A 26,144-nucleotide genomic window follows, 5' to 3' on the forward strand; every position below is an offset into this window, starting at 1 on the left:
TCTATACCGAGTTTTTAAGCACCCAGACACAAAGACAAAACTTTTCTTCAACCTCTTCGATCACCAGCAGCACAACCCCAAAGAGCATCACCACCAGCTACCGAGCACCGCACCAGACAATCAGATTGCCAAAACAAGTGCTTCAGAAGCGAAGCCCTCGACTATAGCATGGGTTGAGGCGGTTTGAAAAGAAACCACCTCCCTCCAGCCAATTCAGCCCCGATGGGCCGCAACGGCCGCTTCCAGGGCATCCACAAACAAGAAAGCGACATCACACCCTGTCTGGTCGAAGATCTCTTGGAAGCAGGTGGGGCTGGTGACATTGATCTCGGTCACGCAGTCGCCGATCACGTCCACCCCCGCCAGCAGCAGGCCCCGCGACAACAGGATGGGCCCCAGTGTCTCGCCGATCTCCCGGTCTCGCGCAGACAGAGGCCTGGCGACGCCCTTGCCGCCAGCCGCGAGGTTGCCGCGTACTTCACTGCCCTGCGGGATGCGGGCCAGACAGAAGGGCACGGCCTTGCCGCCGATGATGAGCACGCGCTTGTCCCCATCGACGATCTCGGGAAGGAACTTCTGCACCATCACACTCTGCGCGCCATGGCGATTCAAGGTTTCGGTGATGCTGCCCAGGTTCAGGCCATCGGGACCGACGCGGAAGATGCCCATGCCGCCCATGCCGTCCAGGGGCTTGAGGATGATGTCCTGGTGCTCGGCATGGAAGCGCTGGATGTCTGCCGCATCGCGCGTGACCAGCGTGGGGCCGATGAACTGGGGAAACTCCATGATCGCCAGTTTTTCGGGGTGGTCGCGCAAGGCCCGGGGCTTGTTGAACACCTTGGCGCCTTCGCGCTCGGCCTGCTCCAGCAGGTGGGTGGCATAGAAATATTCGCTGTCGAAGGGAGGGTCCTTGCGCATGAGCACCGCGTCGAAATCTGCCAGCACAGCACTGCGCTCCGCCTGGGCGTCATACCAGTGGTCCGCATCCCCCGTGAGATGGATGTCCCGGACCCGGGCCGTGACCTTGCCCCCGCGTTGCCAGGTCACATGCTGCGGCTCGCACACCGCCAGGGTGTGGCCGCGCCGCTGCGCCTCGCGCATCATGGCAAAGGTGGTGTCCTTGTAGATCTTGAAGCTGTGCAGCGGATCGGCAATGAAAAGCAGTTTCATGGTGTCGGATCAGAAAAGTGGATGGGCCGGTGGCCCAGGCAGCGGAGGGGACTAGACACGCCCCGCCGATGAACGCCTGTACTGTTGCACAAATAAAGCAATGCTGCCCGCGACCACGCCCCAGAAGGCCGAGCCCACCCCCGCCACCACCACGCCACTGAGCGTGACCAGGAAAGTGATGAGCGCCGCCTCCCGGTGGGGCTCGTCCCGCAAGGCGGCTGCCAGGCCATTGCCAATGGTGCCCAGCAGCGCCAGCCCGGCGATGGCCACAACCAGTTCCTTGGGAAAAGCCGTCAGCAGCCCGGTGATGACCGCGCCAAACAACCCGATCGCCACGTACAGGGCACCACAGGACACTGCTGCCGTGTAACGGCGGCTGCGGTCTTCATGCGCCTCCGGGCCCATGCACATGGCGGCGGTGATGGCACTGAAGTTCAGCGCAAAGGCACCAAACGGGGCCAGGACCAGGGTGGCCAGCCCGGTGAGGGTGATGAGGCGGGACACCGGCAGGTTGTAGCCCGACGCGCGGATCACCGCCACCCCCGGCAGGTTCTGCGAAGCCATAGTGACCACGAACAGCGGAATCGCCAGACTGATGAGAGCCGCCACACTGAATTCGGGCGCCATGAACACCGGCAGGGCCAGCTCCAGCTGCACCGCCCCCCAGGCCATCTGCCCCTGTGAGGCCGCATACGCCACGGCCGCCGCCAGCGTGATGACCACGGCGTAACGTGCCAGCCAGCGGCGGCTAAGCAGGTACACCAGCAGCATGAGCAGCACCAGCGGCAGCGCCGTCTGGGCGGCGGCAAATGCCTGCAGGCCGAACCGCGCCAGCACACCGGCGAGCAAGGCAGCAGCGATCTCCATCGGGATGCGGTTCATCACGCGCTCGAACCATCGGGTCACGCCCGCCAGGGTGATGAGCACCGCACTCACCATGAACGCCCCCACGGCCTCGCCCATGCTGAAACCCCCGGCCAGCCCTGCAGTGGCCAGCACGGCCGCACCGGGGGTGGACCAGGCCACCATGACGGGCTGCCGCAGGATCAGCGAAGGCACCAGCGAGCACAGGCCCATACCCAGGCCCAGCGCCCACATCCATGAGGTGACCTGCGCGGGCGTGGCGCCAAACGCCTGCGCCGCCTGGAACACGATGGCCACTGAACTGGTGAAGCCCACCAGCACCGCCACGAACCCCGCGACAAAGGTCGAGAGGCTCAGGTCTTTGAAAAATTGCATGGGCTGGATTCTGGCACCGCGCCCCCACCACGCCCTGCACGGGGGTGGGGCTTCTGCGCCAGCCATCATTTAGCTATATTTTCAATAGCAAACTTTGCTTAATGGTCGCGCGCAGAAGGCCTAAAAAGCCCAAACAATCCGCTCAAATCTCGATCTTAGACCCCAGCTCGACCACCGCGTTGTTCGGCAGGTGCAGAAAATCGGCTGCGCCGCTGGCGTTGTGGTGCATCTGGGCAAACAGCTTTTCGCGCCAAGGCGCCATGCCGCCACCCATGGTGGGGATGACGGTGTCGCGCGAGAGGAAGTAGCTGGTGGTCATGGCCTCCAGCTCGCAGCCCCGGCCGCGCAGCAGCTCCAGAGCACGCGGCACGTCGGGGTCGTTCTTGAAACCGTAGTGGATCACCACCTGCCAGCAGTCGTGGCCCAGCGATTCGACCTGCAGGCGCTTGTCCAGGCCGATCCAGGGCGTTTCGTGGTTGTGCACCGTCACAAAGAGGTTCTGCTGGTGCAGCACCTTGTTGTGCTTGAGGTTGTGCAGCAGCGCATTGGGCACAGCGCCCGTCTCGGCCGTGAGGAAGACGGCCGTGCCGTCCACCCGCGTGGGCGGGCTGATGAAGACCGACTCCAGGAAGTCCTTCAGGTCGATCGCATCGGCGCGCAGCTTGTCGTTGAGCAGGCGGCGCCCTTCCTTCCAGGTCATCATGAAGGCGAACACGATACCGCCGATCAGCAGGGGGAACCAGCCGCCCTGGAACAGCTTGAGCAGGTTGGAAGCAAAAAACGCCAGGTCCACCACAAAGAAGCAGCCCGTGGCTGCGATGCACAGCACCAGCGGGTAGCGCCAGCCGTAGCGGATCACGAAGAAGGTGAGCGTGGTGGTGATCAGCATGTCCAGCGTCACGGCAATGCCATAGGCGGCGGCCAGGTTGCTGGACGAGCGGAACATCACCACGGCCAGCACGATGGCGGCAAACAGCCCCCAGTTCACGAGCGGCATGTAGATCTGCCCCGTGTCGCGCACGCTGGTGTGCTGGATGTTCAGGCGCGGCAGGTAGCCGAGCTGGATGACCTGCTTGGTCACGCTGAAGGCACCGGTGATCAGCGCCTGCGATGCGATCACCGTGGCCATGGTCGCCAACACCACCAGCGGGATCAGCGCCCAGTCGGGGGCCATCATGTAGAAGGGGTTCTTCACGGCCTCGGGCTCGGCCAGCAGCAACGCGCCCTGGCCAAAGTAGTTGAGCGTGAGCGCCGGCATGGCCACGCTGAACCAGGCCAGGCGGATGGGCCGCTTGCCGAAGTGGCCCAGGTCGGCATACAGCGCCTCGGCGCCCGTCACGCACAGCACCACCGCGCCCAAAATGATGAAGCTGGTGCCCGGGTTGGCCCACATGAAGCCCAGCGCGTGGTGCGGGCTCAGCGCCCAGAGGATCTCAGGATGGCCCACGATGTGCGACACCCCCAGCAGCGCAATACTGACGAACCACACCAGGGTGATGGGCCCGAAGAACTTGCCGATGCCCCCGGTGCCGCGCTTTTGCACGGCAAACAGGCAAAACAGCACGACCAGGGTGATGGGGATCACGTACTGCTTGAAGTGAGGCGACACCACCTCCAGCCCCTCGACCGCCGACAGCACCGAGATGGCCGGGGTGATGACCCCGTCGCCATAGAACAGCGAGGTGCCGAAGATGCCCACCGCCAGCAGCACGCCGCGCAGCCGGGGCTTGTCTTTGACGGCTTGGGAAGCCAGGGCCAGCATCGCGATCAGGCCGCCTTCGCCGTGGTTGTCGGCGCGCAGCACCAGCACCACGTACTTCAGCGAGACGATGACGGTGAGCGTCCAGAAAAAGATCGAGAGGATGCCGTAGATGTTGTCCGGGGTGAAAGGCACATGGCCCGACCCGAACACCTCTTTGACGGCATACAGCACGCTGGTGCCGATATCGCCATACACAACACCGATGGCGCCCAGCGTGAGCGCTGCGAGCGAGGATTTGGAGCTTTGCACTGACCGCACCCGGCATGCGCAGGCCGCCGGGGTTCTGTTACTTTTGGGAACGCTATTGTGCGCCTGAGCCAGATCAAGCGCCTGGGGGCAGCACCCCATGTTGCAACGCAGCAACTCGCCCTTGGCAGGCGGGCGCGGGCATGGCAGGACCCAGGCGACGTCGCCCCCTCAGGAGAGATTCAGCGAAGCGCCTCAAGGGGCGCCACCCCTTTTCAGTCATACACCTCGGCGTCCGGATTGGTCGCCTCCAGCTCGTAGCTGGCCGCCAGCATCGCCAGGCGCGCCACCACCCCATACATATAGAAGCGGTTGGGCGCACTCACCCCCGGGCGCACGCCGGGCTGGGGCATGTGGGTGCTGTGCTCAAAGGCCAGCGGCACAAAACTCGCGCCAGGCGCATTCAGGTTCTCGTCCACGCCGCGCTCGGCGTGCATGCGGTAGAAGCCGCCCACCACGTAGCGGTCCATCATGTAGACCACGGGCTCGGCCACGGCCTCATGCACGCGCTCCTGCGTCAGCACGCCTTCCTGGATGATGAGGTCGTTGACCGGCTGGCCGTCCTTGATGACGGCCATCTTGTTCTTGGTCTTGCGGTTGACCGCATCCAGCTCCTTGGCATCGCGCACGGTCATGATGCCCATGCCGTAGGTGCCGTTGTTGGCCTTGACGATCACAAACGGCTTTTCGTTGATGCCGTATTCCTTGTATTTGCGGCGCACCTTCGTCAGCAGTGCATCCACCGTGGTCTGCAGCTTGTCCATGCCTTTGTCTTCGGCAAAGTCCACGCCGTCGCACTGGCTGTACATGGGGTTGATGAGCCAGGGGTCGATGCCCAGCATCTTGCCGAAACGCTTGGCCACCTCTTCGTAGTTCTTGAAGTGGGTGCTCTTCCTGCGCACGCTCCAGCCCGCGTGCAGCGGGGGCAGCAGGTACTGCTCGTGGATGTCTTCCAGAATGCCGGGCGCGCCGGCCGACAGGTCGTTGTTGAGCAGGATGGTGCAGGGGTCAAAATTCTTGAGCCCCAGGCGCCCCTTGTTGCGGACCACGGGTTCCAGCGTCACCGAGTCGCCGTTGGGCAGCTCGATCAGCGTGGACTTCTTGATCTCGGGGCTGATGGAGCCTACGCGCACGTTCAGGCCTGCCATGTTGAAGATGCGCTGCAGCTGCACCACATTGGCCAGGTAGAAGGTATTGCGCGTGTGGTTCTCCGGGATGATCAACAGATTGCGCGCCTCGGGGCAGATCTTCTCGATGGCGGCCATGGCGGCCTGCACGGCCAGGGGCAGCATCTCCTTGGTCAGGTTGTTCCAGCCGCCGGGGTAGAGGTTGGTGTCCACCGGAGCCAGCTTGAAGCCCGCGTTGCGGATGTCCACCGAGGTGTAGAACGGCGGCGTGTGCTCCATCCATTCCAGGCGGAACCAGCGTTCGATGGCGGGCATCGAGTCAAGAATGCGCTGTTCGAGTTCGTTGATCGGCCCCGTGAGGGCCGTGATGAGATGCGGAACCATAAGTGCCCTCGGGAAGCAAATTGCGGACGAATTGTAGGGATTTGGGGCCGCCTTCCCTTTTCGCAAGGCGGGCAGCGCACCAGCCGCATCAACGGCGCCAGAAGGCGGGCGTGAGCAACGCCATGAAACTCAGAATCTCCAACCGCCCCAGCAGCATGGCCAGTGTGCACACCCAGATCTGGAAATCAGTCAGCACCGCGTAGTTGGAAGCCGGCCCCACGCTGCCCAGGCCGGGGCCCGCGCAATTGACGCTGGCCAGCACCACCGAAAACGCCGTCACCGGGTCCAGGTCGGTCAGCAGCATCACCATGCTCAGGCCAAACACCGTGCCGCCATACACCAGCATGAAGGCCAGCACCGAAAAAATCACCCGGTTGTCCACCACGCCGCCGCCCAGGCACACCGGCTGCACGGCACGCGGGTGCACCAGGCGGTTCATCTCGCGCCGCGCCTGCTTGACCAGGATGAGCATGCGCACCATCTTGATCCCGCCGCCCGTGGAACCTGCGCTGGTGGCCACGCCCGACAGCAGCAGCATGAACACGGGTGCAAACACCGGCCAGGCGAGGTAGTCCACCGTGGCATAGCCGGTGGTGGTGGCCAGCGACACCAGGTTGAACATGCCGTGGCGCAATGCCTCCAGCGGCGCATACACGCCCTTGGCCCACAGCAGCAGCGCCACCACCAGCCCGCCGCCGATCAGCGCAAACAGCGTGGCCCGCAGCTCCGGGTCGCGCCAGAAACCACCCCAGTGGCCCTTGCGAAACGCCACAAAGTACAGCGCAAAATTGCAGCTGGCCACCAGCATGAAGAAGATGCAGATCGCCTCCAGCAAGGGAGACTGGAAGTACCCAAAACTCAGGTCATGCGATGACAACCCGCCCAGGCTCACGGTGGTGAACATGTGCATCAGCGCGTCCAGCGGCGCCATGCCCCCCGCCCAGTAGGCCAGGCCACACAACACCGAAAACAGTGCATACACGCCCCAGAGCCCCTTGGCCGTGCCGGTCATGCGCGGCGTGAGCTTGGTGTCCTTCAGCGGCCCTGCCGCCTCGGCCTTGAACAGCTGGCTGCCGCCCACGCCCAGCAGCGGCAGCACGGCCACCGCCAGGATCAGGATGCCCATGCCGCCCATCCACTGCAAAAAGGTGCGCCACACATTCACTGACACCGGCATCGCGTCGAGCCCCGTGAGCACGGTGGAGCCCGTGGTGGTCAGCCCCGACACGGCCTCGAAATACGCGTGCGTGAACGACAGCGGGTGCCCGGTGTGGTGCCCCGCCAGCATCAGCGGCAGCGCGGCCGAAAGGGGCAGCAGCGCCCACACCAGCGACACCAGCATCACGCCGTGGCGCGGCTGCAGCTCCTGCCGGAACAGCCGCAGCCGCCACCACAGCCAAGCGCCCGCCAGCATGGTGGCCCCCATGGACAGCGGGTACACATGCCAGACACCATCGCGCGTCCACAGCGACACCGCCAGCGGCAGGCCCATGGACAGCGAGAAGGTCATCACCAGAATGCCCAGCACGCGCAGAACGGGAAACATGTCCGTCATGACGGGCGCCCATGCTCCGTGGCGGCCGACATCGAATGCAGCCGTCGATACTGGCGCAGCCCAGGCGCGGGCCGCCGCGCAAGGGCCGCCGCACCGCAGAGGCTCCGCTTCGCTGGCGTGCGCTGGCGGCCTCCCCCTGCCCGCAGCGCGCAGCGCGGCGAGAGCGGGGGGAAGGCGCGAAGCGACTCAGGGGGGTGCATCAGAAGAACGTCGCACTCACGCGGAAGAGCTTTTCCACGTCACGCACCAGCCGCTTGTTGGGCAGGAAAAACACCACATGGTCGTTGCTCTCGATCACCGTCGCGCTGCGCGGAATGATGACCTCGGGCTCGCGCAGGGGGCCCGGAGCAGGGCCGGAGGCATCGGGCAGCCCGCGCACGATCAGGCCGATGTGCACGTCGCGCGGCAGTTGCAGATCGCTGACCTTGCGGCCCACCACCTTCGAGCTTTTGCGGTCACCGCGCGCCACGATCTCCAGCGCCTCGGCCACGCCCCGGCGCAGGCTGTGCACCGCCTGCACGTCGCCCTGGCGCACATAGGCCAGCAGCTCGCCCAGCATGGCCTGCGCAGGCGACAGCGCAATGTCGATCTGCGTGCCGTGCATCAGGTCGGCATAACTGCGGCGGTTGATGAGCGCCAGCACGCGGCTCGCGCCCATGCGCTTGGCCAGCAGGCACGACATGATGTTGTCCTCGTCGTCATCGGTGAGCGCGAGGAACAGGTCCACCTCCTCGATGCCCTCGTCGCCCAGCAGGTCCTCGTCGGTGGTGTCGCCCTGCAGCACCAGCACGTCGGACGGAAGCGCCGACGCCAACTCCACACAGCGGTCGGGATGGTCTTCGATGATCTTGATGTGGAAGCGCCCCGGCGTCTGCGCCAACTGCCGCGCCAGACGCAAGCCCACCCCGCCACCGCCCGCGATCATGATGCGGCGCACCAGCTGGGCCTGCTGCGAGACCGGGCGGTGCAGGGCCGCCAGCACCTGGGCGATGTGCTCATGGGCCGCCAGCACAAACACCTCGTCGCCCGGTTCGATGCGGGTCGCGCCGTCGCAGGCGATGAAACGGTCGGGCTCGTCGGCGAAGCGCCGGTAAATGGCCACCATGCGCATCGCCATCTCGGGCGCACGTTCGCGCAGCTCGCCAATCGTGGGGCCCACCATGGGCGCACCGGGCCGGGCCCGGCCTGACACCAGGCAGGCGCGGCCACCCGCAAACTCGCGCACCTGCATGGCCTCGGGGTAGTCGATGAGCTTGCCGATGTAGCGGGTGAGGGACTCCTCGGGGCAGATGATGCGGTCCACCGCAAAGCCCTCGGGGCCCACCAGCCGGTCGTCGCCCTGGAACCCGCCGGAGCGCACGCGCGCAATCCGCTTGGGGATGTTGAACATCAGCTGCGCGATCTTGCAGCACACCAGGTTGGTCTCGTCCTGCGCGGCGCAGGCGATCAGCAGGTCGGTGTCCTCGGCGCCTGCCTCGGCCAGCACAGCGGGCTCGATGCCGTTGCCCACCACCCCGCGCAGGTCAAACCGCGACTCCAGGTCGCGCAGGCGCGCGGCGTCGGTGTCGATCACCGTGATGTCGTTGCGCTCCGACACCAGGCTGTCTGCCACGCTCTGGCCCACACGGCCCGCGCCGAGGATGATGATTTTCATAAAGAAACAGAGCCCCTGCGCGCGACTGGCATGCGTTAGCAGCTACCGAAACAATAGCAAATCAACCCCGCACCTCGCCCTCGCCCAGCACCACGTACTTGAGCGAGGTCAGCCCTTCGAGGCCCACCGGCCCGCGCGCATGGAACTTGTCGGTGCTGATGCCAATTTCGGCGCCCAGGCCGTACTCGAAACCATCGGCAAAACGCGTGCTGGCGTTCACCATCACGCTGGCCGAATCCACCTCGCGCAGGAAACGCTGGGCGTGGACATGGTTCGTCGTCAGGATGGCATCGGTGTGGTGGCTCGAATAGTGGTTGATGTGGGCAATGGCCTCATCAACCCCAGCCACGATCTTCACGCTGATGATCGGGGCCAGGTATTCCTCGCTCCAGTCCTGTTCGGTGGCGGGCACCAGGTTGGCACTTGGCACCGACTGCAGGATGGCCAGCGACTCGGGGCAGCCCCGCATCTCCACGCCCTTGGCGGCGTATACGGCACCGATCTTCGGCAAGAAGTCCGCCGCCACGCCGCGCGCCACCAAGAGGCCTTCGCTCGCGTTGCAGGGGCTGTACTTGTTCGTTTTGGCGTTGTCGGCCACCTTGACAGCCATGGCGATGTCGCAGGGGTCGTCCACATAGGTGTGGCAGTTGCCGTCCAGGTGCTTGATGACGGGCACCTTGGCATCGCGGCTGATGCGCTCGATCAGGCCCTTGCCGCCGCGCGGGATGATCACGTCCACAAACTGCGGCATGGCAATGAGCTGGCCCACGGCCTCGCGGTCGGTGGTCTGCACCAGCTGCACTGCGTCCTGCGGCAGGCCCGCCTCGGCCAGCGCCTGCTGCACCAGCTTGGCCAGCGCCTTGTTCGAGTCAATCGCCTCGGAGCCGCCACGCAGGATGCAGGCGTTGCCGCTCTTGATGGACAGCGACGCGGCCTCGATGGTCACGTTGGGCCGGCTCTCGTAGATCATGCCGAACACACCAATCGGCACGCGCATCTGCCCCACGCGGATGCCGCTAGGCTGCTGCTTCATGCCCAGGATCTCGCCAATGATGTCGGGCATGGCGGCGAGTTGTTCGCAGCCTTCGGCGCAGGTCTCCAGCACCTTGGGGCTGAGCTTGAGGCGGTCCACCATGGGCTCGGCCAGCCCGGCGGCGCGGGCGCGCTCCAGGTCCTTGGCGTTGTCGATCTGCAGCGCATCCACGTTCTCGCGCAGCAGCCGGGCCAGCGCCTTGAGTGCTTTGTTTTTGATAGCTGCTGGCGCTTTGGCCATCAGCGCAGAGGCCGTTTTGGCCTGGAGACCAAGAGAATGCGTGTATTCAGCGACGTGGAGGGCGTTCATCTGGCGATTTTGCCGCACTTGGCTTTACCCTTGCGGCCTAGCCCTACTCGCATCCCCTTGGCCATGACCGACACCGCCCCCACCCAGCTCGCCACCCTGACCGAAGCCCTGCAGGCCTTTGAACGCGGCGACCACACCGCCGCCGCCCTGAGCACCCTGGCCCGCCAGCAAACCGCCCTGCTCGCCACCCTGCCCCCGCGCTATGGCGAGGTACTGCTGAACCTGCTGGACCGGCTGGAATCGAGCGCGCTGTTTTCAGAGGAAAGCTGCTCGTTCAGCCAGAAGGACCTGGTGGCGAATTTGCAGATGTGGGCGGAGAAGGCGCGGGGGGTGCTGGGCGCCGCCTGAGCCGTTACTACTCTTTTTATAGCATCCAGCGCTTGATGGACGAGCGCAGAAGCACATTTTGGTAAAGGTTTCTCAGCCCGGACCGGGCTCGAAGCGGGTCATCTCGCGCATCCAGCTGGCATCCCTGCCATCCCGCGTGCGGCCTTTGCGGACGTACTTCACCAAGCGGCCGTCGGAAGTCACCCAGTTGGTGATCTGAGCAAACAGCCCCGACTCGGTGCGCATCTTGGTGTCGATGCGCCAGGCCTTGAAGCGGCCTGCTGGCACCTCGACCTCCTCATAGCCCACGACAAAGCTGTCCTCTTCCGTCCAGCCACGCACATTGCGGTTCGGCACCAGGAAGTTGGACCGCGTGGCCCACCGCTTGCCCAGCTGGATCTCCCCCACGGGCAGGGTCTGCACGGGCGGATCGAACTCCAGGCCCTGGTCGTTTTTCACGGTCGCCCCGCCCACAGTCCAGACGACCTTGCCGCCGTTGAATTCGATCAACTCGTCGGTGACCGAGGTGACTTTCAGGGTCTCCCGCTTTTGCTCCAGCTGGGTGAGCAGGTCGCGGTAGACGTATTCCGTGGTGTCGCCCACCCGGATGGTGCGCCGGGTGATGGCATCGCGGCCCTGCACCGGCGTTGCCGTGACCTTGGCCACGTCGAGACGTTGCAGCTTGTCCTGCGCCGTCTCGCTGATGAGGCCACTGGGGTATTTGTTCAGGAACTCATAAAAATCGTTGGCAACCCGCGATGTCTTGATCTTGTCCCAGTCGGCCTTTTCCTGCGGGAAAGCTGCCTCGCGCGCTTTCTCCAGCGGGGCGACGGAGGCCGGCTTGGGTTCGTTGAAGAAAAAATCGTCTTCGAGGCTGGTGCTTTCCCAGGGGATCTGGCGGCCCCCGCTTTTCTGGCGCACCTGCAGGCGCACGCGCTTGAAAACGTCTTCGATGCGGGTCGCAGGCTTGGCCAGCTCCTGCACCAGGAAACCGGTGTACAGGCCATTGCCGCCCTCGCCATCGTCGGCCACGTTGCCCGGCGCGGTGGCATAGGCCAGGAAGGTTCCCGGCGGGGCATCCTGCTGGGCCAGCCCCTTACTGGTTCCCGCGCCCTGGAACGGGTTGTCACGGCAGGCGTCGAGCACCACGATGTTCATGCGGTTCCCCGCCGCCTTGAAGCCCGCGATCACCGCGCTGACATCCACCGACTGGGCGGGAACATCGGCCGCCGTGCGCAGCGTGGCATCCACGGGAACCATGTAGTTGCGCCAGTCCAGCTGCAGCCCGTGGCCCGCGTAGTACAGCATCCCCACCCCCTGCTTGCCGCGCAGCGCCGCAGAAACCAGCTCCAGGGCATCGGTCATCTGGGCGCGGGACCCATCACGCACCTCCACCACCGTGAACCCCACCTTGCGCAGCAGGGCGCCCATGGCCTGGGCATCGTTGAGCGGATTGGACAACGCTGCACCACCCGGATAGGACGCATTGCCGATGACCAGCGCGATGCGGACATCGAGCGGCGCCTGGGCTGCGGCAGAGAACCCCGCCAGCGCCAGGGCCACAAGGCCGATGTGCAGGGAGGACCGGATACGGAAGATCGGACGGGGCATCGGCAACGCTCCTGCAACACGGGTTGAAAATTCAGGGAATCACTTTACCGCGCCGCCTGCGTCAACCTGCACACCTGCAGCGCCAGCCTTTGCAGCGCCTGCCAGCCGTCCTGCGGCCAATCGGGCTGCTTGAGGCCTTTGACGATGCCATCCACCGTGTGGGCCGACTGCAGCAGGCGCGCCAGGGCGGCGTCGCTGGCCTTGGGCAGGATGCGCTCGAACAAGCGCTCCTTGGGGCCCCAGATGCGGTTTTCGCGCAGAGCCATGGGCAGGGGGCGGCCGGCGTTCATGGCGTCTTTCACGCGCTTCAAGGCGCGGATGTCTTCGGCCAGCGCCCAGTGCACCAGCACCTCGGCCTCGCCCTCGGCCTGCAGGCCGTCGAGCATGCGCTGCACGCGGGCGGTGTGGCCCGACAGCACGGATTCGGAGAGCTTGAACACGTCGTAGCGCGCCACATTGAGCACGGCGGCCTCGACCTGGGCCTGGGTCAGTTCGCCCGCCGGGTGCAGCAGCGCGAGCTTTTGAATTTCCTGGTGCGCAGCCAGCAGGTTGCCTTCCACCCGGTCGGCAAAAAACTGCAGGGTGCGCTGGCCTTCCTCGCCTGCCACCACGCGCTGGCCCTGCGCGGCCAGGCGCTGGGCGATCCACTGCGGCAGCATGCCGCGCTCGATGGGGTCGATCTGAATAGAGACGCCGCAGCCTTCCAGCGCGGCAAACCAGGCGCCGGTGCGTGTGGCCTTGTCCAGGCGCGGCAGCATCACCAGCGTGAGGGTGCTGTCGTTGCCGCGTGCGGATTCGGCCACCTGCTGCAGGGCCACGCTGCCGTCCTTGCCGGGCTTGCCCGAGGGGATGCGGATCTCGACGATCTGCTTGTCGGCAAACAGGCTGAGCGAGCCACCGGCGGCCAGCACGGCGCTCCAGTCGAAATGGGCGCCCGCCACGGTGTAACTGCTGCGCTCGGTGTAGCCCTGGGCGCGGGCCGTGGCGCGGATGGCGTCGGCGGCTTCCTGCTGCAGCAAAGGCTCGTCGCCATGCAAGACATAAAGCGGCGACAGGCCCCGTTGAAGATGCTGAGAGAGTTGGGCCAGGGCGACTTGCATGCGGCAAAGTTTATCGCCTCGCCCCACCGGGTTTTGTGCAAATGGCCAGAGCGCGGCTGCACAGTGCACAAAAGCCGTGGCGGACTGATCAGCCCGCGCACTGTTCATTGGCACCCAAAGCCCCGAGAATGCCCGGGCGCCACCGCCCGCGCTGCGGCCTGGCCCACCGCGGCCCTTGTCCACCCTGCCCGTCCAGAAAGCCTTTGACCATGCCCCCCAACACCCTGCGCAGCGCCCAGCCCACCAGCCTGATCGGGGCCCCCACCGACATCGGCGCCGGGGCACGCGGTGCATCCATGGGCCCCGAGGCCCTGCGCGTGGCGGGCTTGCAGGCGGCACTGGAGCTGCATGGGCTGCAGGTGTTTGACCGGGGCAACCTGAGCGGCCCCTCCAACCCCTGGCAGCCCCCGGTGGACGGCTACCGCCACCTGCCCGAGGTGGCGCAGTGGAACCGGCTGGTGTACGACGCCGTGTATGCCGAGCTGCAGCTGGGCCACCTGCCCATCATGCTGGGCGGCGACCACAGCCTGGGCCTGGGCAGCATCAGCGCCGTGGCCCGCCACTGCGCCGAAAGTGGCAAGAAGCTGCGCGTGCTGTGGCTCGATGCGCATGCCGACTTCAACACCAGCGAACTCACCCCCAGCGGCAACGTGCACGGCATGCCCGTGGCCTGTCTGTGCGGCTTTGGCCCGACCGAGCTGACACAGCTGGCGGCCATGCCCGGCGGTGGCCCGGCGCTGCGGCCCGAGCAGATCCGCCAGATCGGCATCCGCAGCGTGGACGAGGGCGAAAAGCGCTTTGTGCACGAGCAGGGCCTGGAGGTGTTTGACATGCGCGCCATCGACGAGGTGGGCATGCGCCAAGTGATGGAGCGCGCACTGGCGGGCATGGACGCCCACACCCACCTGCATGTGAGCTTTGACGTGGATTTTCTGGACCCCGACATTGCGCCCGGCGTGGGCACCACGGTGCCCGGCGGCCCGACCTACCGCGAGGCGCAACTGTGCATGGAGATGATTGCCGACAGCGGCCGCCTGGCCTCGCTCGACATCGTGGAGCTGAACCCGGCCCTGGACGTGCGCAACAAGACCGCCGTGCTGGCGGTGGACCTGGTGGAGTCGCTGTTTGGCAAGAGCACGCTGATGCGCACACGGCCGGTGTGAGGAGCGGCCCAGCCGCGACACACACATCAACTATTAATTTGATAGCTACAAAGGCATGATGGTCGCGCGGTAACGGCCATTTTTTCTCAGAACCCGTCGCCCCACCCGTTCAGACAGCAGGCCGCAGCCCGAACGGGTGAGCGCGGCGGCGCGGCGCTACAGAAGCGCCTGCACTAGCTGCGCGGTAGGCAGCGGCGCCACGGCGCCAAAACCCTGCACGGTGAGCGATGCCGCCGTGTTGGCATAGCGCACGGCAGCGGCCAGGTCGTCACCCAGCGCCAAGCGCGCGAGCAAGTTGCCATCGAAGCAGTCGCCTGCCCCCGTGGCATCCACCAGCGCCACGCTGCGGCCCGCCACACGCTGGCGTGGCACAGCGGGGTCGGCGCTGCTCAGCAACACCCCATCGGCCCCGAGCTTGACGACCACCGTGGCGGCGCCCTGCGCGTGGCCCCAGTCGGCAATGGCATCGGCATCGTGCAGGCCCAGCAGCGCGGCCATGTCATCGAGCCCCGGCAGGAAGATGTCGCACAGCGACACCGCATGCGCGATGCAGGCCCGCGCCCGCGCCAGGGGCCAGAGCTTGAGGCGCAGGTTGGGGTCGAACGCCACGCGCGCACCGGCGGCCCGGGCCACGCGCATGGCCTCATAGGCCGTGTCGCACGCCGAGGCTGACACTGCCAGCGAGATGCCCGACACATGCAGGATGCGGCACTGCTGCAGCACGGCAGCGGGCCCATCCACCGATTCATCTGCCAGCCACGCGGGTGCCATGCGGCTCGCGGCCGAGCCCGCGCGCAGGTAGCTGAACTCATGCCCCGCTGCACCGTGCGTCACAAAGTAGATGCCCGTGGGGTGCTGCGCATCGCGCTCCACCGCCGTGGTGTCCACGCCCTCGCGCGCCCACAGGTCCAGCAGGGCCTGGCCAAAGGCATCGCTGCCCAGGCGCGTAAGGTATGCAGTGCGTGCGCCCGCGCGGGCGGCAGCGATCACGGCGTTGCTGGTGTCGCCCCCAAAGCCCTGCAGGTACTGCGGCTCGCCGGGGCGGGTCTGGTTGAACTCCACCAGCGCCTCGCCCAGCGCCACCACGTCCCACGCGGGTTGTTTGGCCGTGGTCATGGCTCAGCCGCGCGGCTTGTAGGCCGTCACGTCGATCTCGACCTTGGCGTCGATCATCAGGCGCGACTCGACCGTGGAGCGTGCGGGGCGGTGGTCGCCAAAACACTCCATGTACACGCGGTTGAAGCTGCCGAAGTCGCGCGCATCGGCCAGCCAGACACTGACCTTGGCCACATCGGCCAGGGTGCAATCGGCCAGGGCCAAAGCATCTTTGACGCGCTGGAACACCTGGCGTGTCTGCGCCTCGATGCCGCCGACAACGACCTGGCCCTGGTCGTCGGTGGGCACCTGGCCCGAGACAAAAACGAAGTCGCCAGCACGGGTGGCGGGCGAGAGGGGGCGTGCGAGGCGATCGGACGCGAGCGGCGCTTGGCCGAGGGTTTCTACTGGCATGAAAAACGCTCCTTTGAGTAAAGATATTACACACTTCCTTCCAGAAATGCCCATCTCGTTCGCAATTCTGGCATCGAATGTGCTTATTCGTGTAATCCTATTACTTCGAGGTGTGCAATGCAAACGTCTGGAACCAATCTGGTGCAGCATCCGCTGCCAACGCTTGAACTGCGGGGCCGCCGCAACCTGCTGGGCGCTGCGGCGCTGACCGCCGCCCTCACCCTGGCCTGCAGCGCCAGCTGGGCCCAAACGGCCCCCGCCACCCCATCCAAGGGCGGCGCCGCCAACCTCGCCATGGTGGGCGAGCCCCAGGGCCTGGACCCCATGGTGAGCACCGCCGACCTGGTGGGCACCATCATGCAGCACGTGTACGAGCCGCTGTACACCTTCGACGCCAACTGGGCCATCGCCCCCATGCTGGCCGAGGGCCTGCCCACCGTCTCCAAGGACGGGCTGACCTACACCATTCCCCTGCGCAAGGGCGTGAAGTTCCACAACGGCCGCGAGATGACGGCCGAGGACGTGGTGGCCTCGCTGCAGCGCTGGATGGAGCTGAACCCCCGTGGCAAGGCCGTGGGCAAGGAAGTGGCCTCGCTCACCGCCAAGGGCGCACTGGCGGTGGAACTGAAGCTGAAAAATCCTTACGCCCCGCTGCTAGCCCAGCTGGCCCTGCCCAGCGGCATGGCCGCCATCATGGCCAAGGAGAGCATTGCGCCCCAGCTCAAGGACTTCATCGGCACCGGCCCTTACCAGTTCAAGGAACGCCGCCCCGACCAGTTCACCGTGCTGGTGCGTTTTGACGGCTACGCCAGCCGCAAGGAAGCCGCCAGCGGCTACGCAGGCAAGCGCGAGGCGCTGCTCGATGAACTGCGCTTTGTGCCCGTACCCAGCGCCAATACGCGCGTCGAAGGCGCGCTCTCGGGCCAGTTCCAGTACGCAGACCTGCTGCCCGTGGAGGCCATTGGCCGCGTCGAAAAAGGCGCCCCCGCCGTGGTGCCCATCGTGACCAAGAACTTTGGCTTTCCGTACATCGTGTTCAACACCAAGGAAGGCGTGCTGGCCTCGCAGCCCCTGCGCCGCGCGGTGCAGACCGCCGTGGGCACGGGCGAGCTGCTGGCCGCAGGCTTTGGCGACAACCGATTCTTTGTGGTGGAGCCCAACTTCTTCCCCAAGGGCACGCCGTATTACTCGGACGCTGGCAGCAAGCTCTACAACGAGCGCAACCCGCAAGCCGCCAAGGACCAGGCAGCCAAGGCCAGCTACGGCGGCCAGCCCGTGCGCATCATGGCCAGCCGCCAGTACGAGTTCCACTACAACATGGCGCTAGTGATGTCCGAGCAGCTCAAGAAGGCGGGCTTCAAGACCGAGCTGCAGGTGGTGGACTGGGCCACGCTGGTGCAGCGCCGCAACGACCCCAAGCTGTGGGACGTGTACTTCACCCACTCGGGCCTGTTCCCCGAGCCCATGCTCTCGCCGCCACAGCTGGGTGATGGCGCGCCAGGCTGGTGGGACTCGGCCGACAAGAAGGCCGCGCTGGCTGCCTTCAACCAGGAGACCAACCCTGCCAAGCGCGGCCCGCTGTGGGGCAAGGTGCAGCAGGTGGTGTACGACGAAGTGCCGTTCATCGAAGTGGGCAAGTTCAATGGCTTGTCGGCCCGCTCGGCCAAGCTGCAAGGCTACACACCGGCCATCTGGCCGTTCTTCTGGAACACGGGACTGGCCAAGTAAGCAGGGGCAGACAGCACCATGATGCGATTTCTGTTGAAGCGCCTGGGCGGCGCCGTGGTGGTGCTGGCCCTGGTGGCAGTGCTGGTGTTCTGCCTCACGCGGCTGGCCTCAGGCGACCCGGTGGCGCTGCTGCTGGGTGACCAGGCCACCGCCGCCGACATTGCCCAGGCCCGCGCGCAGTATGGGCTGGACCAACCCCTGCCCGTGCAGTTTGCGCTGTGGGTGGGCGAGCTGCTGCAGGGCAACCTGGGGCAGTCGCTGTTTCTGCAGCGCCCCGTGGCCCAGGCCCTGCTGGAGCGGGCCGAGCCCACGCTGTTCCTCGCGCTGTTTGCCGTGGGCATTGCCGCGCTGGTGGGCGTGCCCTGCGGCATGGCCGCCGCCGTCTGGCGCGGTAGCGCCACTGACCAGGCCGTGAGCGGCGTGGCCATGCTGGGCGCGAGCGTGCCCAGCTTCTGGTTGGGCCTCATCCTCATCCAGCTGTTTGCGGTCAAGTTGGGGTGGTTTCCCGCCTCGGGCTATGGCGACCCCACGGCCACGCTGGGCGAGCGGCTGTCGCACCTCATGCTGCCCGCGCTGGTGCTGGGGCTGCTCAATTCAGCGCTCATCATCCGTTTCACGCGCGCGTCCATGCTCGACATCCTGGGCGAAGACTACGTGCGTACCGCCCGCGCCAAGGGCCTACCCGAGGGCACCATCATGGTCAAGCATGTGCTGCGCAATGCGCTGGTGCCCATCGTCACCGTGCTGGGGCTGACCATGGCGCTGATGATTGGTGGCACCGTGGTGACCGAGACCGTCTTCAACCTGCCCGGCGTGGGCAACCTGGTGGTGCGGGCCGTGCTGCGGCGCGACTACCCCGTGATCCAGGGCACGCTCTTGGTGATTGCCGCCATCTACGTCTTCATCAACCTGGCCATCGACTTTCTGTACACGCTGGTGGACCCCCGTATCCGCCTGGAAGCCCCATGAACCCGAGCCCTTCTTTCTGGCACCGCCTGCGGGCCGTGCTGCGCCGCCTGTTCGCCCGCAAGGTGGTGCTGGCTGCAGCCATCGTGATTGCACTGGTGGCCACCGTTGCCGTTGTGTTCCCCTGGGTGTCTGACGCCGACCCCAACGCCCTGTCCATCAGCGAGCGCCTGCACGCGCCTTCGGGCGCGCACTGGGCAGGCACCGACGAACTGGGCCGCGACGTGTTGCTGCGCATCGTGCACGGCGCGCGCTACTCGCTGCTGATTGGCCTGGTCACCGCTGCGGGCGCCGTACTGCTGGGCACGCTGCTGGGCATGCTGGCGGGGTTCTTCCGCAAGCTCGACGCCCCGCTGATGCGCTTGGTGGACGCGATGATGTCCTTCCCCGACATCCTGCTGGGCATTGCCCTCGTGTCCATCCTGGGCGTGTCGCTGTGGAACGTGATGCTGGCGCTGGTCATCGTCTACACCCCGCGTGTGGCCCGCGTGGTGCGCGCCACCACGCTGGTGCTGCGCGAGCTGCTGTTTGTGGACGCAGCACGCGCCCTGGGCGTGCGCACGCACCTCATCCTGTGGCGCCACATCCTGCCCAACCTGATGTCGCCCATCCTGGTGCAGGTGACGTTCATCTTTGCCTACGCCATCCTGGCCGAGGCGGGCCTGTCCTTTCTGGGCGTGGGCGTGCCGCCCGACATCCCCACCTGGGGCACCATGATTGCGGGCAGCCTGGACTATGCCGACAAGGCGTTCTGGACCATCTTTGCCCCCGGCGTGGCCATCGTGCTCACGGCCCTGTCGCTGCAGATGCTGGGCGACGGCGTGCGCGACCTGCTCGACCCCAAACTGAAGAAGACCGTATGACCTCCCTCACGATGAGCGCCGCGCCGCGGCTCGAAGTCAGCGGCCTGTCCACCTCGTTCGCCACCGATGCGGGCCGCATCCAGAGCGTGGCCGATGTGTCCTTTGCCATCCACCCCGGCGAGACGCTGGCGTTGGTGGGCGAATCGGGCTCGGGCAAGTCGGTGACCAGCCTCACCCTCATGGGCCTGCACGCCCGCACTTCTCAAGCGCAGGTCACGGGCCAGGCCCGGTTTGTGCAGCGCGACGGCCGCAAGGTCGATTTGCTGGCGATGCCCGAGGCCGAGAAGCGCACGTTGCGCGGCAACGAGCTGGCCATGATCTTCCAGGAACCCATGACCAGCCTGAACCCGGTGCTGACGGTGGGCGAGCAGATTGCCGAATCGGCCCGCCTGCACCTGAAGATGGACCGCAGCGCAGCGCTGGCCCATGCCCGCCGCATGCTGGAGCTGGTCGAGATCCCCGCCGCTGCGCAGCGCGTGCACGAGTACCCGCACCAGCTCTCGGGCGGCATGCGCCAGCGCGTGATGATTGCGCTGGCCATGGCCTGCAACCCCACGCTGCTGATTGCCGACGAGCCCACCACCGCGCTGGACGTGACCATCCAGGCGCAGATCCTGTCGTTGATGGGGCGGCTGCAGAAAGAGACCGGCATGAGCATGCTGTTCATCACGCACAACCTGGGTGTGGTGGCGCAATACGCAGACGCCGTGGCCGTGATGTACGCCGGGCGCATTGTCGAGTCCGCACCTGTGCACGACCTGTTCGCACGGCCCGAGCACCCCTACACGCGCGGCCTGCTGGCCTGCCTGCCCGGCGTGGCCCGGCGGCAAGCCCTGGCCGCAGGCACGCCCGCCCACGGCAGGCGGCAACTGGTGGCCATACCGGGCCAGGTGTCCAGCCCGCTTTCGCCGCCACCCGGCTGCGCCTTTGCGCCGCGCTGCGCCCGCCAGCAACCCGACTGCACCCACGCCATGCCCGCGCTAGAGGCTGCTGGCCCACGCCGCATGGTGCGCTGCCTGCACCGCGAGGAACACGCCGAACCCGCCGAGGTGAGCGCATGAACGCCGTCCTGAACCCACACCCCACCATGGCCCCACCCGATACCGCTGCACCGCTTTTGGAAATTGCCCACCTGCGCAAGCACTTTGGCAGCGGCCCACACCCCGTGCGTGCGGTGGACGACGTGAACTTCACCATCCACCGGGGCGAGACCCTGGGCCTGGTGGGCGAATCGGGCTCGGGCAAGAGCACCATTGGCCGCCTGCTCACGCGCCTGGTAGACCCGACGAGCGGCGCCATGCGTTACCACGGCGGCGCTGCGCCGCAAGACCTGGCCCAGCTCTCGCAGTCGCAATACCGGCCGCTGCGCTCGCAGATCCAGATCATTTTTCAAGACCCCTACGCCAGCCTGAACCCCCGTATGCGCATCCGCGATGTGCTGGCCGAGGCGCTGGATACGCACGGCCTGGCCAAGGGCGCTGCACGCCTGCCGCGCATCCACCAGTTGCTGGAGCAGGTGGGCCTGCGGCCCGAGCATGCAGAGCGTTTTCCGCACGAGTTCTCGGGCGGGCAGCGCCAGCGCATTGGCATTGCGCGTGCGCTGGCGGTGGAGCCCCAGTTCATCGTGGCCGACGAGCCACTGTCGGCGCTGGACGTGTCCATCCAGGCACAGGTCGTGAACCTGCTGGGCGAGCTGAAAGAGCAGTTGGGCCTGACGCTGCTGTTCATCTCGCACGATCTGGATGTGGTGGAGTACCTGTGCGACCGCGTGGTGGTGCTGTACCTGGGCCGGGTGATGGAGATCGCCCCGACCGAGGCGCTGTACGCCACGCCCCAGCATCCCTACACCCAGGCCCTGCTGGCCGCCGCACCCATCCCTGACCCCGCCCAGCGCCGCAGCATTGCGCTGCTGCAAGGCGACCTGCCCAGCCCGGCCAACCCGCCCTCGGGCTGCGTGTTCCGCACCCGCTGCCCACAGGCCGAGGCGCGCTGCGCCAGCGCCGACATGCAGCTGCGCGAAGTGGCCCCCGGCCACCTGCACGCCTGCTGGAAAACCGCACCAACACACCCCGCACCATGACCGACTTCCTACTCGACCACCGCTGCAAGGGCTACCCCCTGCACGCCACGCCCTGCCGCCCCGCCGACCTGGGCCAGCGCGGCTGGAACGTGCTGGCGGGCGACCTGCCCTTGCCCATTGCCGTCATCCGCGAAAGTGCCCTGGCCCACAACCTGGCGTGGATGCAGGCCTATGCCGAGCGCAAGGGCGTGGCCCTGGCGCCGCACGGCAAGACCACGCTGTCGCCCGAGCTGTTTGCAGAGCAGCTGCAGGCGGGCGCCTGGGGCCTGACCTTTGCCACCGTGTACCAGCTCAGCGTGGGGGTGGAGGCCGGTGCGCGCCGCGCCATCATCGCCAACCAGGTGCTGGGCGATGCCGACCTGGACGGCCTGCACGCACTGCTGCAGCGCCACGCCGACCTGCGCGTGTGGTTCCTCATCGACAGCCTGGCGCAGCTGCGCTGCATTGAAGACTGGGCCGAGCGGCGCGGCCACACTGCGCGCGGAGAAAAACGCCTGGACACCCTGCTGGAGATGGGCGTGCCCGGCCAGCGCACCGGCTGCCGCACGCTGGAAGAGGCTTTGGCGCTGGCCCAGTCCATCGCCCAATCGCCCGCCGTGCAGCTGGGCGGCGTGGAATGCTACGAGGGCGGCGTGGCCCGCTGCGACAGCGAGCACGATGCACGCGAAGTCACGGCACTGGTGCGCCGCGTGACCGCAGTGGCCCGCGCGTGCGATGCGCAGGGCCTGTTTGCCGATGCCGAGATCCTGCTCACCGCAGGCGGCTCGGCCGTGTTCGACCTTGTCATCCCGCTGCTGCGCACCCAGGGCTTGTCCAAGCCCGTGCTGGGCGTGCTGCGCTCGGGCTGCTACATCACGCACGACCATGGCAACTACCAGCGCTTCTTGAAGCATGTGGAGCAGCGCGAGGGGCTGGACGCCTCGCTGCGCCCTGCGCTCGAAGTCTGGACCCTGGTGCAATCGGTGCCCGAGCCTGGGCTGGCCCTGCTCAGCGGCGGGCGGCGTGATGTCTCGTACGATCTGGAGATGCCCGTGCCCGTGCGCTGGGCGCCGCGCCACGAGCGCCGCGCTGCCAGCACCCCCACCGGGTGGACGGTGAGCGCGCTCAACGACCACCACGCCTACCTGCGCTACGACCCCGCAACAGGCCCCGCCCCCGCCGTGGGCGACCGGGTGGCCCTGGGCATTTCGCACCCCTGCACCACTTTTGACAAATGGCGCTGGCTGCCCGTCGTGGACGACGAAGGCACCATCACCCGCGCCATCAGCACCCGTTTTTGACCATGTCCAAAGCTACCCCTACCAGCCTGCTGCAACAACTGCGCGAGCGCCAGCCCGAACTGCCCGAGGCGCAGCGCAACGTGGTGCGCGTGGTGCTGGACGACCCGCGCGCCGCGGTAGTCGCCACCGTGGAGCAACTGGCGCAGCAAGCGGGAGTCTCCATGCCCACCATCGTGCGCACCTGCCGCAGCTTTGGCCACGACTCGGTGCGCGAATTCATGGTCGCCCTGGCGCAGGACTTGGCCGTCTCGGGCTCGCACCTGCACCGCAGCGTGCTGGCCGATGACACGGCGCAAGACGTGGCCAGCAAGATCGTGCACGCCGCCGTCTCGTCGCTGACCGAGCTGGGGCGCAACCTCGATGCCGAGGTGCTTGACCAGGTGGCCGAGCGGCTGGCGCAGGCGCGGCGCATCGACTGCTACTCGGTCGGTGCGGCATCGACCTTCATGGCGAGCGAACTGCAAAGCCGCCTGTTCCGCCTGGGTTGCACGGCCAACGCGATTTTTGATGCGCACCAGCAACTCGTGTCGGCCAGTACGCTGGGGCCCGATGGCGTGGCCTTCGTCATCTCGCACGTGGGGCGCATGCCCTATGCGCTGGAGGCGGCACGGTTTGCCCGCTCGCAAGGCGCCACCGTGGTGGCACTGACCCAGCCCGGCACACCGCTGGCCGAAGTGGCCGACCTGGTGCTGGCCGTGTCGGTGCCGCAAGACGCTGTGATGCGCGTAGGCACCGAGGCCTATCTGGCCCACCTGGTGGTCATCGAGATCCTGACCGTGCGCCTGGCGCAAAGACTGGGCCCCGTGGCCACCCGCGGGCTGCAGCAATTCAAGCAACTGCTGCACAAACACGGTTTTGACAGCGCCGAGTACGTCGGTGCCTTTGACAGCCACGCGGGCCAGAACCCTTCCAGCGCCGCCAGCCAAGCCCCGGAACCATCGCGCGGCCGGGCCGCAGAGGAATGACATGGCGCACGCAACGCTGCTGAGCAATGGCCGCATCGTGGATGGCACCCCCCGCCCCGGCTGGGTGGGTGATCTGCTGATCGAAGGCGACCACATCACCGCCCTGGCCCCGCACGGCCAGATCGACCCCACCGCCCTGGCCCGTGCGCGGGCCAGCGCAAACTTCACTGAGGTGGACTGCACCGGCCGGGTGATCGCCCCCGGCTTCATCGACGTGCACACACACGACGACGCCGCCGTGCTGGACGCACCCGCCATGCTGCCCAAGCTCTCGCAGGGCATCACCACCGTGATCGTGGGCAACTGCGGGATCTCGCTGGCGCCGGTGGTGACCGACAGCCCGCTCGCCCCCCTCTCGCTGCTGGGGCGCCTGCAGTTTCGCCACGCCAGCATGACCGACTACGCGCGCGCCGTGGACGCCGCCCAGCCCGCCGTGAACGTGGCCGCGCTGATGGGCCACACGGCCCTGCGCATGCGCCACCTGGCCGACCTGCGCCAGACGGCCACCGCCGACGAGCGCGCCGCCATGGCCGCTGACATGGAAGAAGCGATGGCCGCCGGGGCGCTGGGCCTGTCATCGGGCATCTTCTACAGTGAGGCCTATGCGGCCGATGTCGAAGAGCTGGTGGCCGTGGCCTCGGTGGCAGCGCGCCACGGCGGCGTGTATGCCACCCACATCCGCGACGAGCTGGCGGGCATCCTGCCAGCGCTGCAGGAGGCGGCGCTCACCGCGCGCCAGTCGGGCCTGCCGCTGGTGATCTCGCACCACAAATGCGCGGGCCCCGCCAACTGGGGCCGCACGCGCGAGACGCTGCCGCTGATCGACCGGCTGGCCCAGCAGCAAGAGATTGCGATGGACGTCTACCCTTACACCGCAGGCTCCACGGTGCTGCGCGAGGACCTGGTGGACGGCATCATCGACATCCTCATCACCGGCAGCCAGCCGCACCCTGAGATGGCCGGGCGCTACCTGGCCGACATTGCGCGCGAGTGGGGCGTGCCCCAGCAAGAGGCCGCCGTGCGCCTCAAGCCCGGCGGGGCCTGCTACTTCCAGATGCGCGAGGACGATGTGGAGCGCGTGATTGCGCACCCGCTGTCCATGATCGGATCGGACGGGCTGCCACACGACGAGCGCCCGCACCCACGCCTGTGGGGCGCGTTTCCGCGCGTGCTGGCCTGCTACTGGCGCGACAAGGGCCTGCTGCAGCTGGAAGAAGCGGTGCACAAGATGACGGGTTTGTCGGCCCAGCGTTTTCGCCTGGGCGGGCGTGGCCTGCTGCAGGCGGGCCACATGGCCGATGTGGTGGTGTTTGACCCAGAGCGGGTACGCGACCTGGCCACGTTCGAGCAGCCCCAGCAGTTCAGCGAGGGCATCGAGCAGGTGTGGGTGAATGGTGTGCTGAGCTACACCGCCACGCAGCGCGCCACCGGGGCGCGGGCGGGTCGCTTTGTGCGGCGGCACGGCGGGTCGCAGGCGGCGGCTCCACAGCGCGATTCAGCCGCAATTGCTATCAAATAAATAGCTTAAAGGGCATACCTGTCGCGCGCAGAGGGCTACTTTTACTTCAATTATTTGGCGGGACGGGTGAGCGACAGGCGCCGCATGAGCTGCTGCACCAGGTCGGTCCGCATGTTGCGGTAGAGCAGCGCCTCTTCGGCCTCCTTGGCCAGGGCGATGGTTTCGTTGTAGCTGATGTCGCGCTGCTGCAGCAGCTCGGTCTCGGGGATCAGCTCTGCGCCTGCCGGGGTGCGCAGGCGGAACTTGATGCGCAGGCGCAGCTGCAGTTCGCGCACCTGGCCCGAGGCATTGAGCCCCACCACCGCACGCTCCTGCTGCTCCTGCAGCAGGTCCAGAATGGCCTCGGCCGTGGGCATGGCCGCCGGGTCGCGCAGCAGCTGCAGCTGGCCGCCCGATCCCTCCAGCGTGCGCTGCAGCTCCCGCGCCAGGGGTGAACTGGCGGGGGCTGCAATGTAGAGCGAGCCAAACCCGAACTCCGGCACGCCGCGCAGCCGGAATCCGCAGGCAGACAACAGGGCCACCGGGGCCAGGCTGAGCAGGGTGCGTTTGTTCAT

23 protein-coding genes are annotated in these 26,144 nt (G+C 66.9%); 11 read left to right on the forward strand and 12 right to left on the reverse strand.

Annotation, left to right across the window (positions count from 1 at the left end; all coding sequences use genetic code 11):
- Positions 1-187 (forward strand): hypothetical protein (locus AvAM_RS25825; protein ID WP_212742298.1); only part of this gene is annotated, 187 nt, incomplete at its 5' end.
- Positions 188-213: 26 nt separating this feature from the next.
- On the opposite strand, the gene gshB is transcribed toward AvAM_RS25825, so the two are convergent.
- The 7 genes from gshB to AvAM_RS22740 form a co-directional block, all read right to left on the reverse strand.
- Complete coding sequence (gene gshB, locus AvAM_RS22710; RefSeq protein WP_137749182.1) at positions 214-1,170, reverse strand: glutathione synthase; 957 nt, start codon at positions 1,168-1,170, stop codon at positions 214-216.
- 51 nt (positions 1,171-1,221) lie between these two features.
- Positions 1,222-2,409, reverse strand: coding sequence for a benzoate/H(+) symporter BenE family transporter (locus AvAM_RS22715; RefSeq protein WP_137749183.1), 1,188 nt, complete (start codon positions 2,407-2,409; stop codon positions 1,222-1,224).
- A 142-nt stretch (positions 2,410-2,551) separates the two neighbouring features.
- On the reverse strand, positions 2,552-4,420 hold the full coding sequence (locus AvAM_RS22720) for a potassium transporter Kup (protein ID WP_137749184.1): 1,869 nt from the start codon (positions 4,418-4,420) through the stop codon (positions 2,552-2,554).
- A 212-nt stretch (positions 4,421-4,632) separates the two neighbouring features.
- The gene (gene gshA, locus AvAM_RS22725) at positions 4,633-5,928 is read right to left on the reverse strand and encodes a glutamate--cysteine ligase (RefSeq protein ID WP_063461747.1); all 1,296 of its coding nucleotides are present in this window, start codon (positions 5,926-5,928) and stop codon (positions 4,633-4,635) included.
- Positions 5,929-6,016: 88 nt separating this feature from the next.
- A complete protein-coding gene (locus AvAM_RS22730) occupies positions 6,017-7,483 on the reverse strand; it encodes a TrkH family potassium uptake protein (RefSeq protein WP_137749185.1) in 1,467 nt (488 codons plus the stop codon).
- A 199-nt stretch (positions 7,484-7,682) separates the two neighbouring features.
- A complete protein-coding gene (trkA, locus tag AvAM_RS22735; RefSeq protein ID WP_137749186.1) occupies positions 7,683-9,137 on the reverse strand; it encodes a Trk system potassium transporter TrkA in 1,455 nt (484 codons plus the stop codon).
- Between the two features lie 61 nt (positions 9,138-9,198).
- Positions 9,199-10,479, reverse strand: a complete 1,281-nt coding sequence (locus AvAM_RS22740; RefSeq protein WP_137749187.1) for a glutamate-5-semialdehyde dehydrogenase — start codon at positions 10,477-10,479, stop codon at positions 9,199-9,201.
- 63 nt (positions 10,480-10,542) lie between these two features.
- Here AvAM_RS22740 and AvAM_RS22745 point away from each other — a divergent pair, with 63 nt between their 5' ends.
- Positions 10,543-10,827, forward strand: a complete 285-nt coding sequence (locus AvAM_RS22745) for a hypothetical protein (protein ID WP_137749188.1) — start codon at positions 10,543-10,545, stop codon at positions 10,825-10,827.
- Positions 10,828-10,899: 72 nt separating this feature from the next.
- On the opposite strand, the gene AvAM_RS22750 is transcribed toward AvAM_RS22745, so the two are convergent.
- Together AvAM_RS22750 and holA are read right to left on the reverse strand one after the other, a co-directional pair.
- Entirely contained in the window at positions 10,900-12,417 is a 1,518-nt protein-coding gene (locus AvAM_RS22750; RefSeq protein WP_137749189.1) for a caspase family protein, read from the reverse strand.
- Positions 12,418-12,461: 44 nt separating this feature from the next.
- On the reverse strand, positions 12,462-13,517 hold the full coding sequence (holA, locus tag AvAM_RS22755) for a DNA polymerase III subunit delta (protein WP_137749190.1): 1,056 nt from the start codon (positions 13,515-13,517) through the stop codon (positions 12,462-12,464).
- A 209-nt stretch (positions 13,518-13,726) separates the two neighbouring features.
- On the opposite strand from holA, the gene rocF reads away from it, so the two are divergent.
- The gene (gene rocF / locus AvAM_RS22760; protein ID WP_137749191.1) at positions 13,727-14,680 is read left to right on the forward strand and encodes an arginase; all 954 of its coding nucleotides are present in this window, start codon (positions 13,727-13,729) and stop codon (positions 14,678-14,680) included.
- Between the two features lie 156 nt (positions 14,681-14,836).
- Here the strand turns inward: rocF and AvAM_RS22765 are convergent, their stop codons facing one another.
- Together AvAM_RS22765 and AvAM_RS22770 are read right to left on the reverse strand one after the other, a co-directional pair.
- Entirely contained in the window at positions 14,837-15,796 is a 960-nt protein-coding gene (locus AvAM_RS22765; protein ID WP_137749192.1) for a sugar kinase, read from the reverse strand.
- Between the two features lie 3 nt (positions 15,797-15,799).
- Complete coding sequence (locus AvAM_RS22770; protein ID WP_010466576.1) at positions 15,800-16,189, reverse strand: RidA family protein; 390 nt, start codon at positions 16,187-16,189, stop codon at positions 15,800-15,802.
- A gap of 117 nt (positions 16,190-16,306) precedes the next feature.
- Here AvAM_RS22770 and AvAM_RS22775 point away from each other — a divergent pair, with 117 nt between their 5' ends.
- From AvAM_RS22775 to AvAM_RS22810, 8 genes are read left to right on the forward strand one after another with little or no spacing between them, the layout of a single operon-like run.
- Entirely contained in the window at positions 16,307-17,917 is a 1,611-nt protein-coding gene (locus AvAM_RS22775) for an ABC transporter substrate-binding protein (RefSeq protein ID WP_137749193.1), read from the forward strand.
- Between the two features lie 18 nt (positions 17,918-17,935).
- Positions 17,936-18,886 (forward strand): ABC transporter permease, encoded by a 951-nt coding sequence (locus AvAM_RS22780; protein ID WP_137749194.1) that lies wholly within the window; start codon positions 17,936-17,938, stop codon positions 18,884-18,886.
- Positions 18,883-19,746: an ABC transporter permease gene (locus tag AvAM_RS22785; RefSeq protein ID WP_137749195.1), complete on the forward strand. Its 864-nt coding sequence runs from the start codon at positions 18,883-18,885 to the stop codon at positions 19,744-19,746. The genes AvAM_RS22780 and AvAM_RS22785 overlap by 4 nt, the downstream gene beginning before the upstream one ends.
- Entirely contained in the window at positions 19,743-20,807 is a 1,065-nt protein-coding gene (locus AvAM_RS22790; RefSeq protein ID WP_137749196.1) for an ABC transporter ATP-binding protein, read from the forward strand. Before AvAM_RS22785 ends, AvAM_RS22790 begins: the two co-directional genes overlap by 4 nt.
- A complete protein-coding gene (locus tag AvAM_RS22795; RefSeq protein WP_171012379.1) occupies positions 20,804-21,826 on the forward strand; it encodes an ABC transporter ATP-binding protein in 1,023 nt (340 codons plus the stop codon). The genes AvAM_RS22790 and AvAM_RS22795 overlap by 4 nt, the downstream gene beginning before the upstream one ends.
- Complete coding sequence (locus AvAM_RS22800) at positions 21,823-23,106, forward strand: amino acid deaminase (protein WP_137749197.1); 1,284 nt, start codon at positions 21,823-21,825, stop codon at positions 23,104-23,106. Before AvAM_RS22795 ends, AvAM_RS22800 begins: the two co-directional genes overlap by 4 nt.
- Positions 23,107-23,108: 2 nt before the next feature.
- Positions 23,109-24,071 carry a MurR/RpiR family transcriptional regulator gene (locus tag AvAM_RS22805; protein ID WP_137749198.1) on the forward strand — a complete coding sequence of 321 codons (963 nt, stop codon included), beginning with the start codon at positions 23,109-23,111 and terminating at the stop codon, positions 24,069-24,071.
- Between the two features lies 1 nt (position 24,072).
- Complete coding sequence (locus AvAM_RS22810) at positions 24,073-25,590, forward strand: amidohydrolase family protein (protein WP_137749199.1); 1,518 nt, start codon at positions 24,073-24,075, stop codon at positions 25,588-25,590.
- 50 nt (positions 25,591-25,640) lie between these two features.
- Here the strand turns inward: AvAM_RS22810 and lptE are convergent, their stop codons facing one another.
- Positions 25,641-26,144 (reverse strand): LPS assembly lipoprotein LptE, encoded by a 504-nt coding sequence (gene lptE, locus AvAM_RS22815; RefSeq protein ID WP_137749200.1) that lies wholly within the window; start codon positions 26,142-26,144, stop codon positions 25,641-25,643.

The sequence above is a fragment of the Acidovorax sp. NB1 genome, assembly GCF_005405905.1.
Taxonomy (GTDB): Bacteria; Pseudomonadota; Gammaproteobacteria; order Burkholderiales; family Burkholderiaceae_C; genus Acidovorax.

Excerpts from the sequence above, each read along its gene's own strand:
- AvAM_RS22730 (WP_137749185.1), bottom strand. The coding sequence starts at position 7,483 with ATGACGGACATGTTTCCCGTTCTGCGCGTGCTGGGCATTCTGGTGATG.
- lptE (WP_137749200.1), bottom strand. The coding sequence starts at position 26,144 with ATGAACAAACGCACCCTGCTCAGCCTGGCCCCGGTGGCCCTGTTGTCT.
- AvAM_RS22785 (WP_137749195.1), top strand. The coding sequence starts at position 18,883 with ATGAACCCGAGCCCTTCTTTCTGGCACCGCCTGCGGGCCGTGCTGCGC.
- trkA (WP_137749186.1), bottom strand. The coding sequence starts at position 9,137 with ATGAAAATCATCATCCTCGGCGCGGGCCGTGTGGGCCAGAGCGTGGCA.
- AvAM_RS22765 (WP_137749192.1), bottom strand. The coding sequence starts at position 15,796 with ATGACCACGGCCAAACAACCCGCGTGGGACGTGGTGGCGCTGGGCGAG.
- gshA (WP_063461747.1), bottom strand. The coding sequence starts at position 5,928 with ATGGTTCCGCATCTCATCACGGCCCTCACGGGGCCGATCAACGAACTC.
- AvAM_RS22780 (WP_137749194.1), top strand. The coding sequence starts at position 17,936 with ATGATGCGATTTCTGTTGAAGCGCCTGGGCGGCGCCGTGGTGGTGCTG.
- AvAM_RS22790 (WP_137749196.1), top strand. The coding sequence starts at position 19,743 with ATGACCTCCCTCACGATGAGCGCCGCGCCGCGGCTCGAAGTCAGCGGC.
- AvAM_RS22750 (WP_137749189.1), bottom strand. The coding sequence starts at position 12,417 with ATGCCCCGTCCGATCTTCCGTATCCGGTCCTCCCTGCACATCGGCCTT.
- holA (WP_137749190.1), bottom strand. The coding sequence starts at position 13,517 with ATGCAAGTCGCCCTGGCCCAACTCTCTCAGCATCTTCAACGGGGCCTG.
- AvAM_RS22715 (WP_137749183.1), bottom strand. The coding sequence starts at position 2,409 with ATGCAATTTTTCAAAGACCTGAGCCTCTCGACCTTTGTCGCGGGGTTC.
- AvAM_RS22775 (WP_137749193.1), top strand. The coding sequence starts at position 16,307 with ATGCAAACGTCTGGAACCAATCTGGTGCAGCATCCGCTGCCAACGCTT.
- AvAM_RS22805 (WP_137749198.1), top strand. The coding sequence starts at position 23,109 with ATGTCCAAAGCTACCCCTACCAGCCTGCTGCAACAACTGCGCGAGCGC.
- rocF (WP_137749191.1), top strand. The coding sequence starts at position 13,727 with ATGCCCCCCAACACCCTGCGCAGCGCCCAGCCCACCAGCCTGATCGGG.
- AvAM_RS22800 (WP_137749197.1), top strand. The coding sequence starts at position 21,823 with ATGACCGACTTCCTACTCGACCACCGCTGCAAGGGCTACCCCCTGCAC.
- AvAM_RS22740 (WP_137749187.1), bottom strand. The coding sequence starts at position 10,479 with ATGAACGCCCTCCACGTCGCTGAATACACGCATTCTCTTGGTCTCCAG.
- AvAM_RS22810 (WP_137749199.1), top strand. The coding sequence starts at position 24,073 with ATGGCGCACGCAACGCTGCTGAGCAATGGCCGCATCGTGGATGGCACC.
- AvAM_RS22770 (WP_010466576.1), bottom strand. The coding sequence starts at position 16,189 with ATGCCAGTAGAAACCCTCGGCCAAGCGCCGCTCGCGTCCGATCGCCTC.
- gshB (WP_137749182.1), bottom strand. The coding sequence starts at position 1,170 with ATGAAACTGCTTTTCATTGCCGATCCGCTGCACAGCTTCAAGATCTAC.
- AvAM_RS22745 (WP_137749188.1), top strand. The coding sequence starts at position 10,543 with ATGACCGACACCGCCCCCACCCAGCTCGCCACCCTGACCGAAGCCCTG.
- AvAM_RS22795 (WP_171012379.1), top strand. The coding sequence starts at position 20,804 with ATGAACGCCGTCCTGAACCCACACCCCACCATGGCCCCACCCGATACC.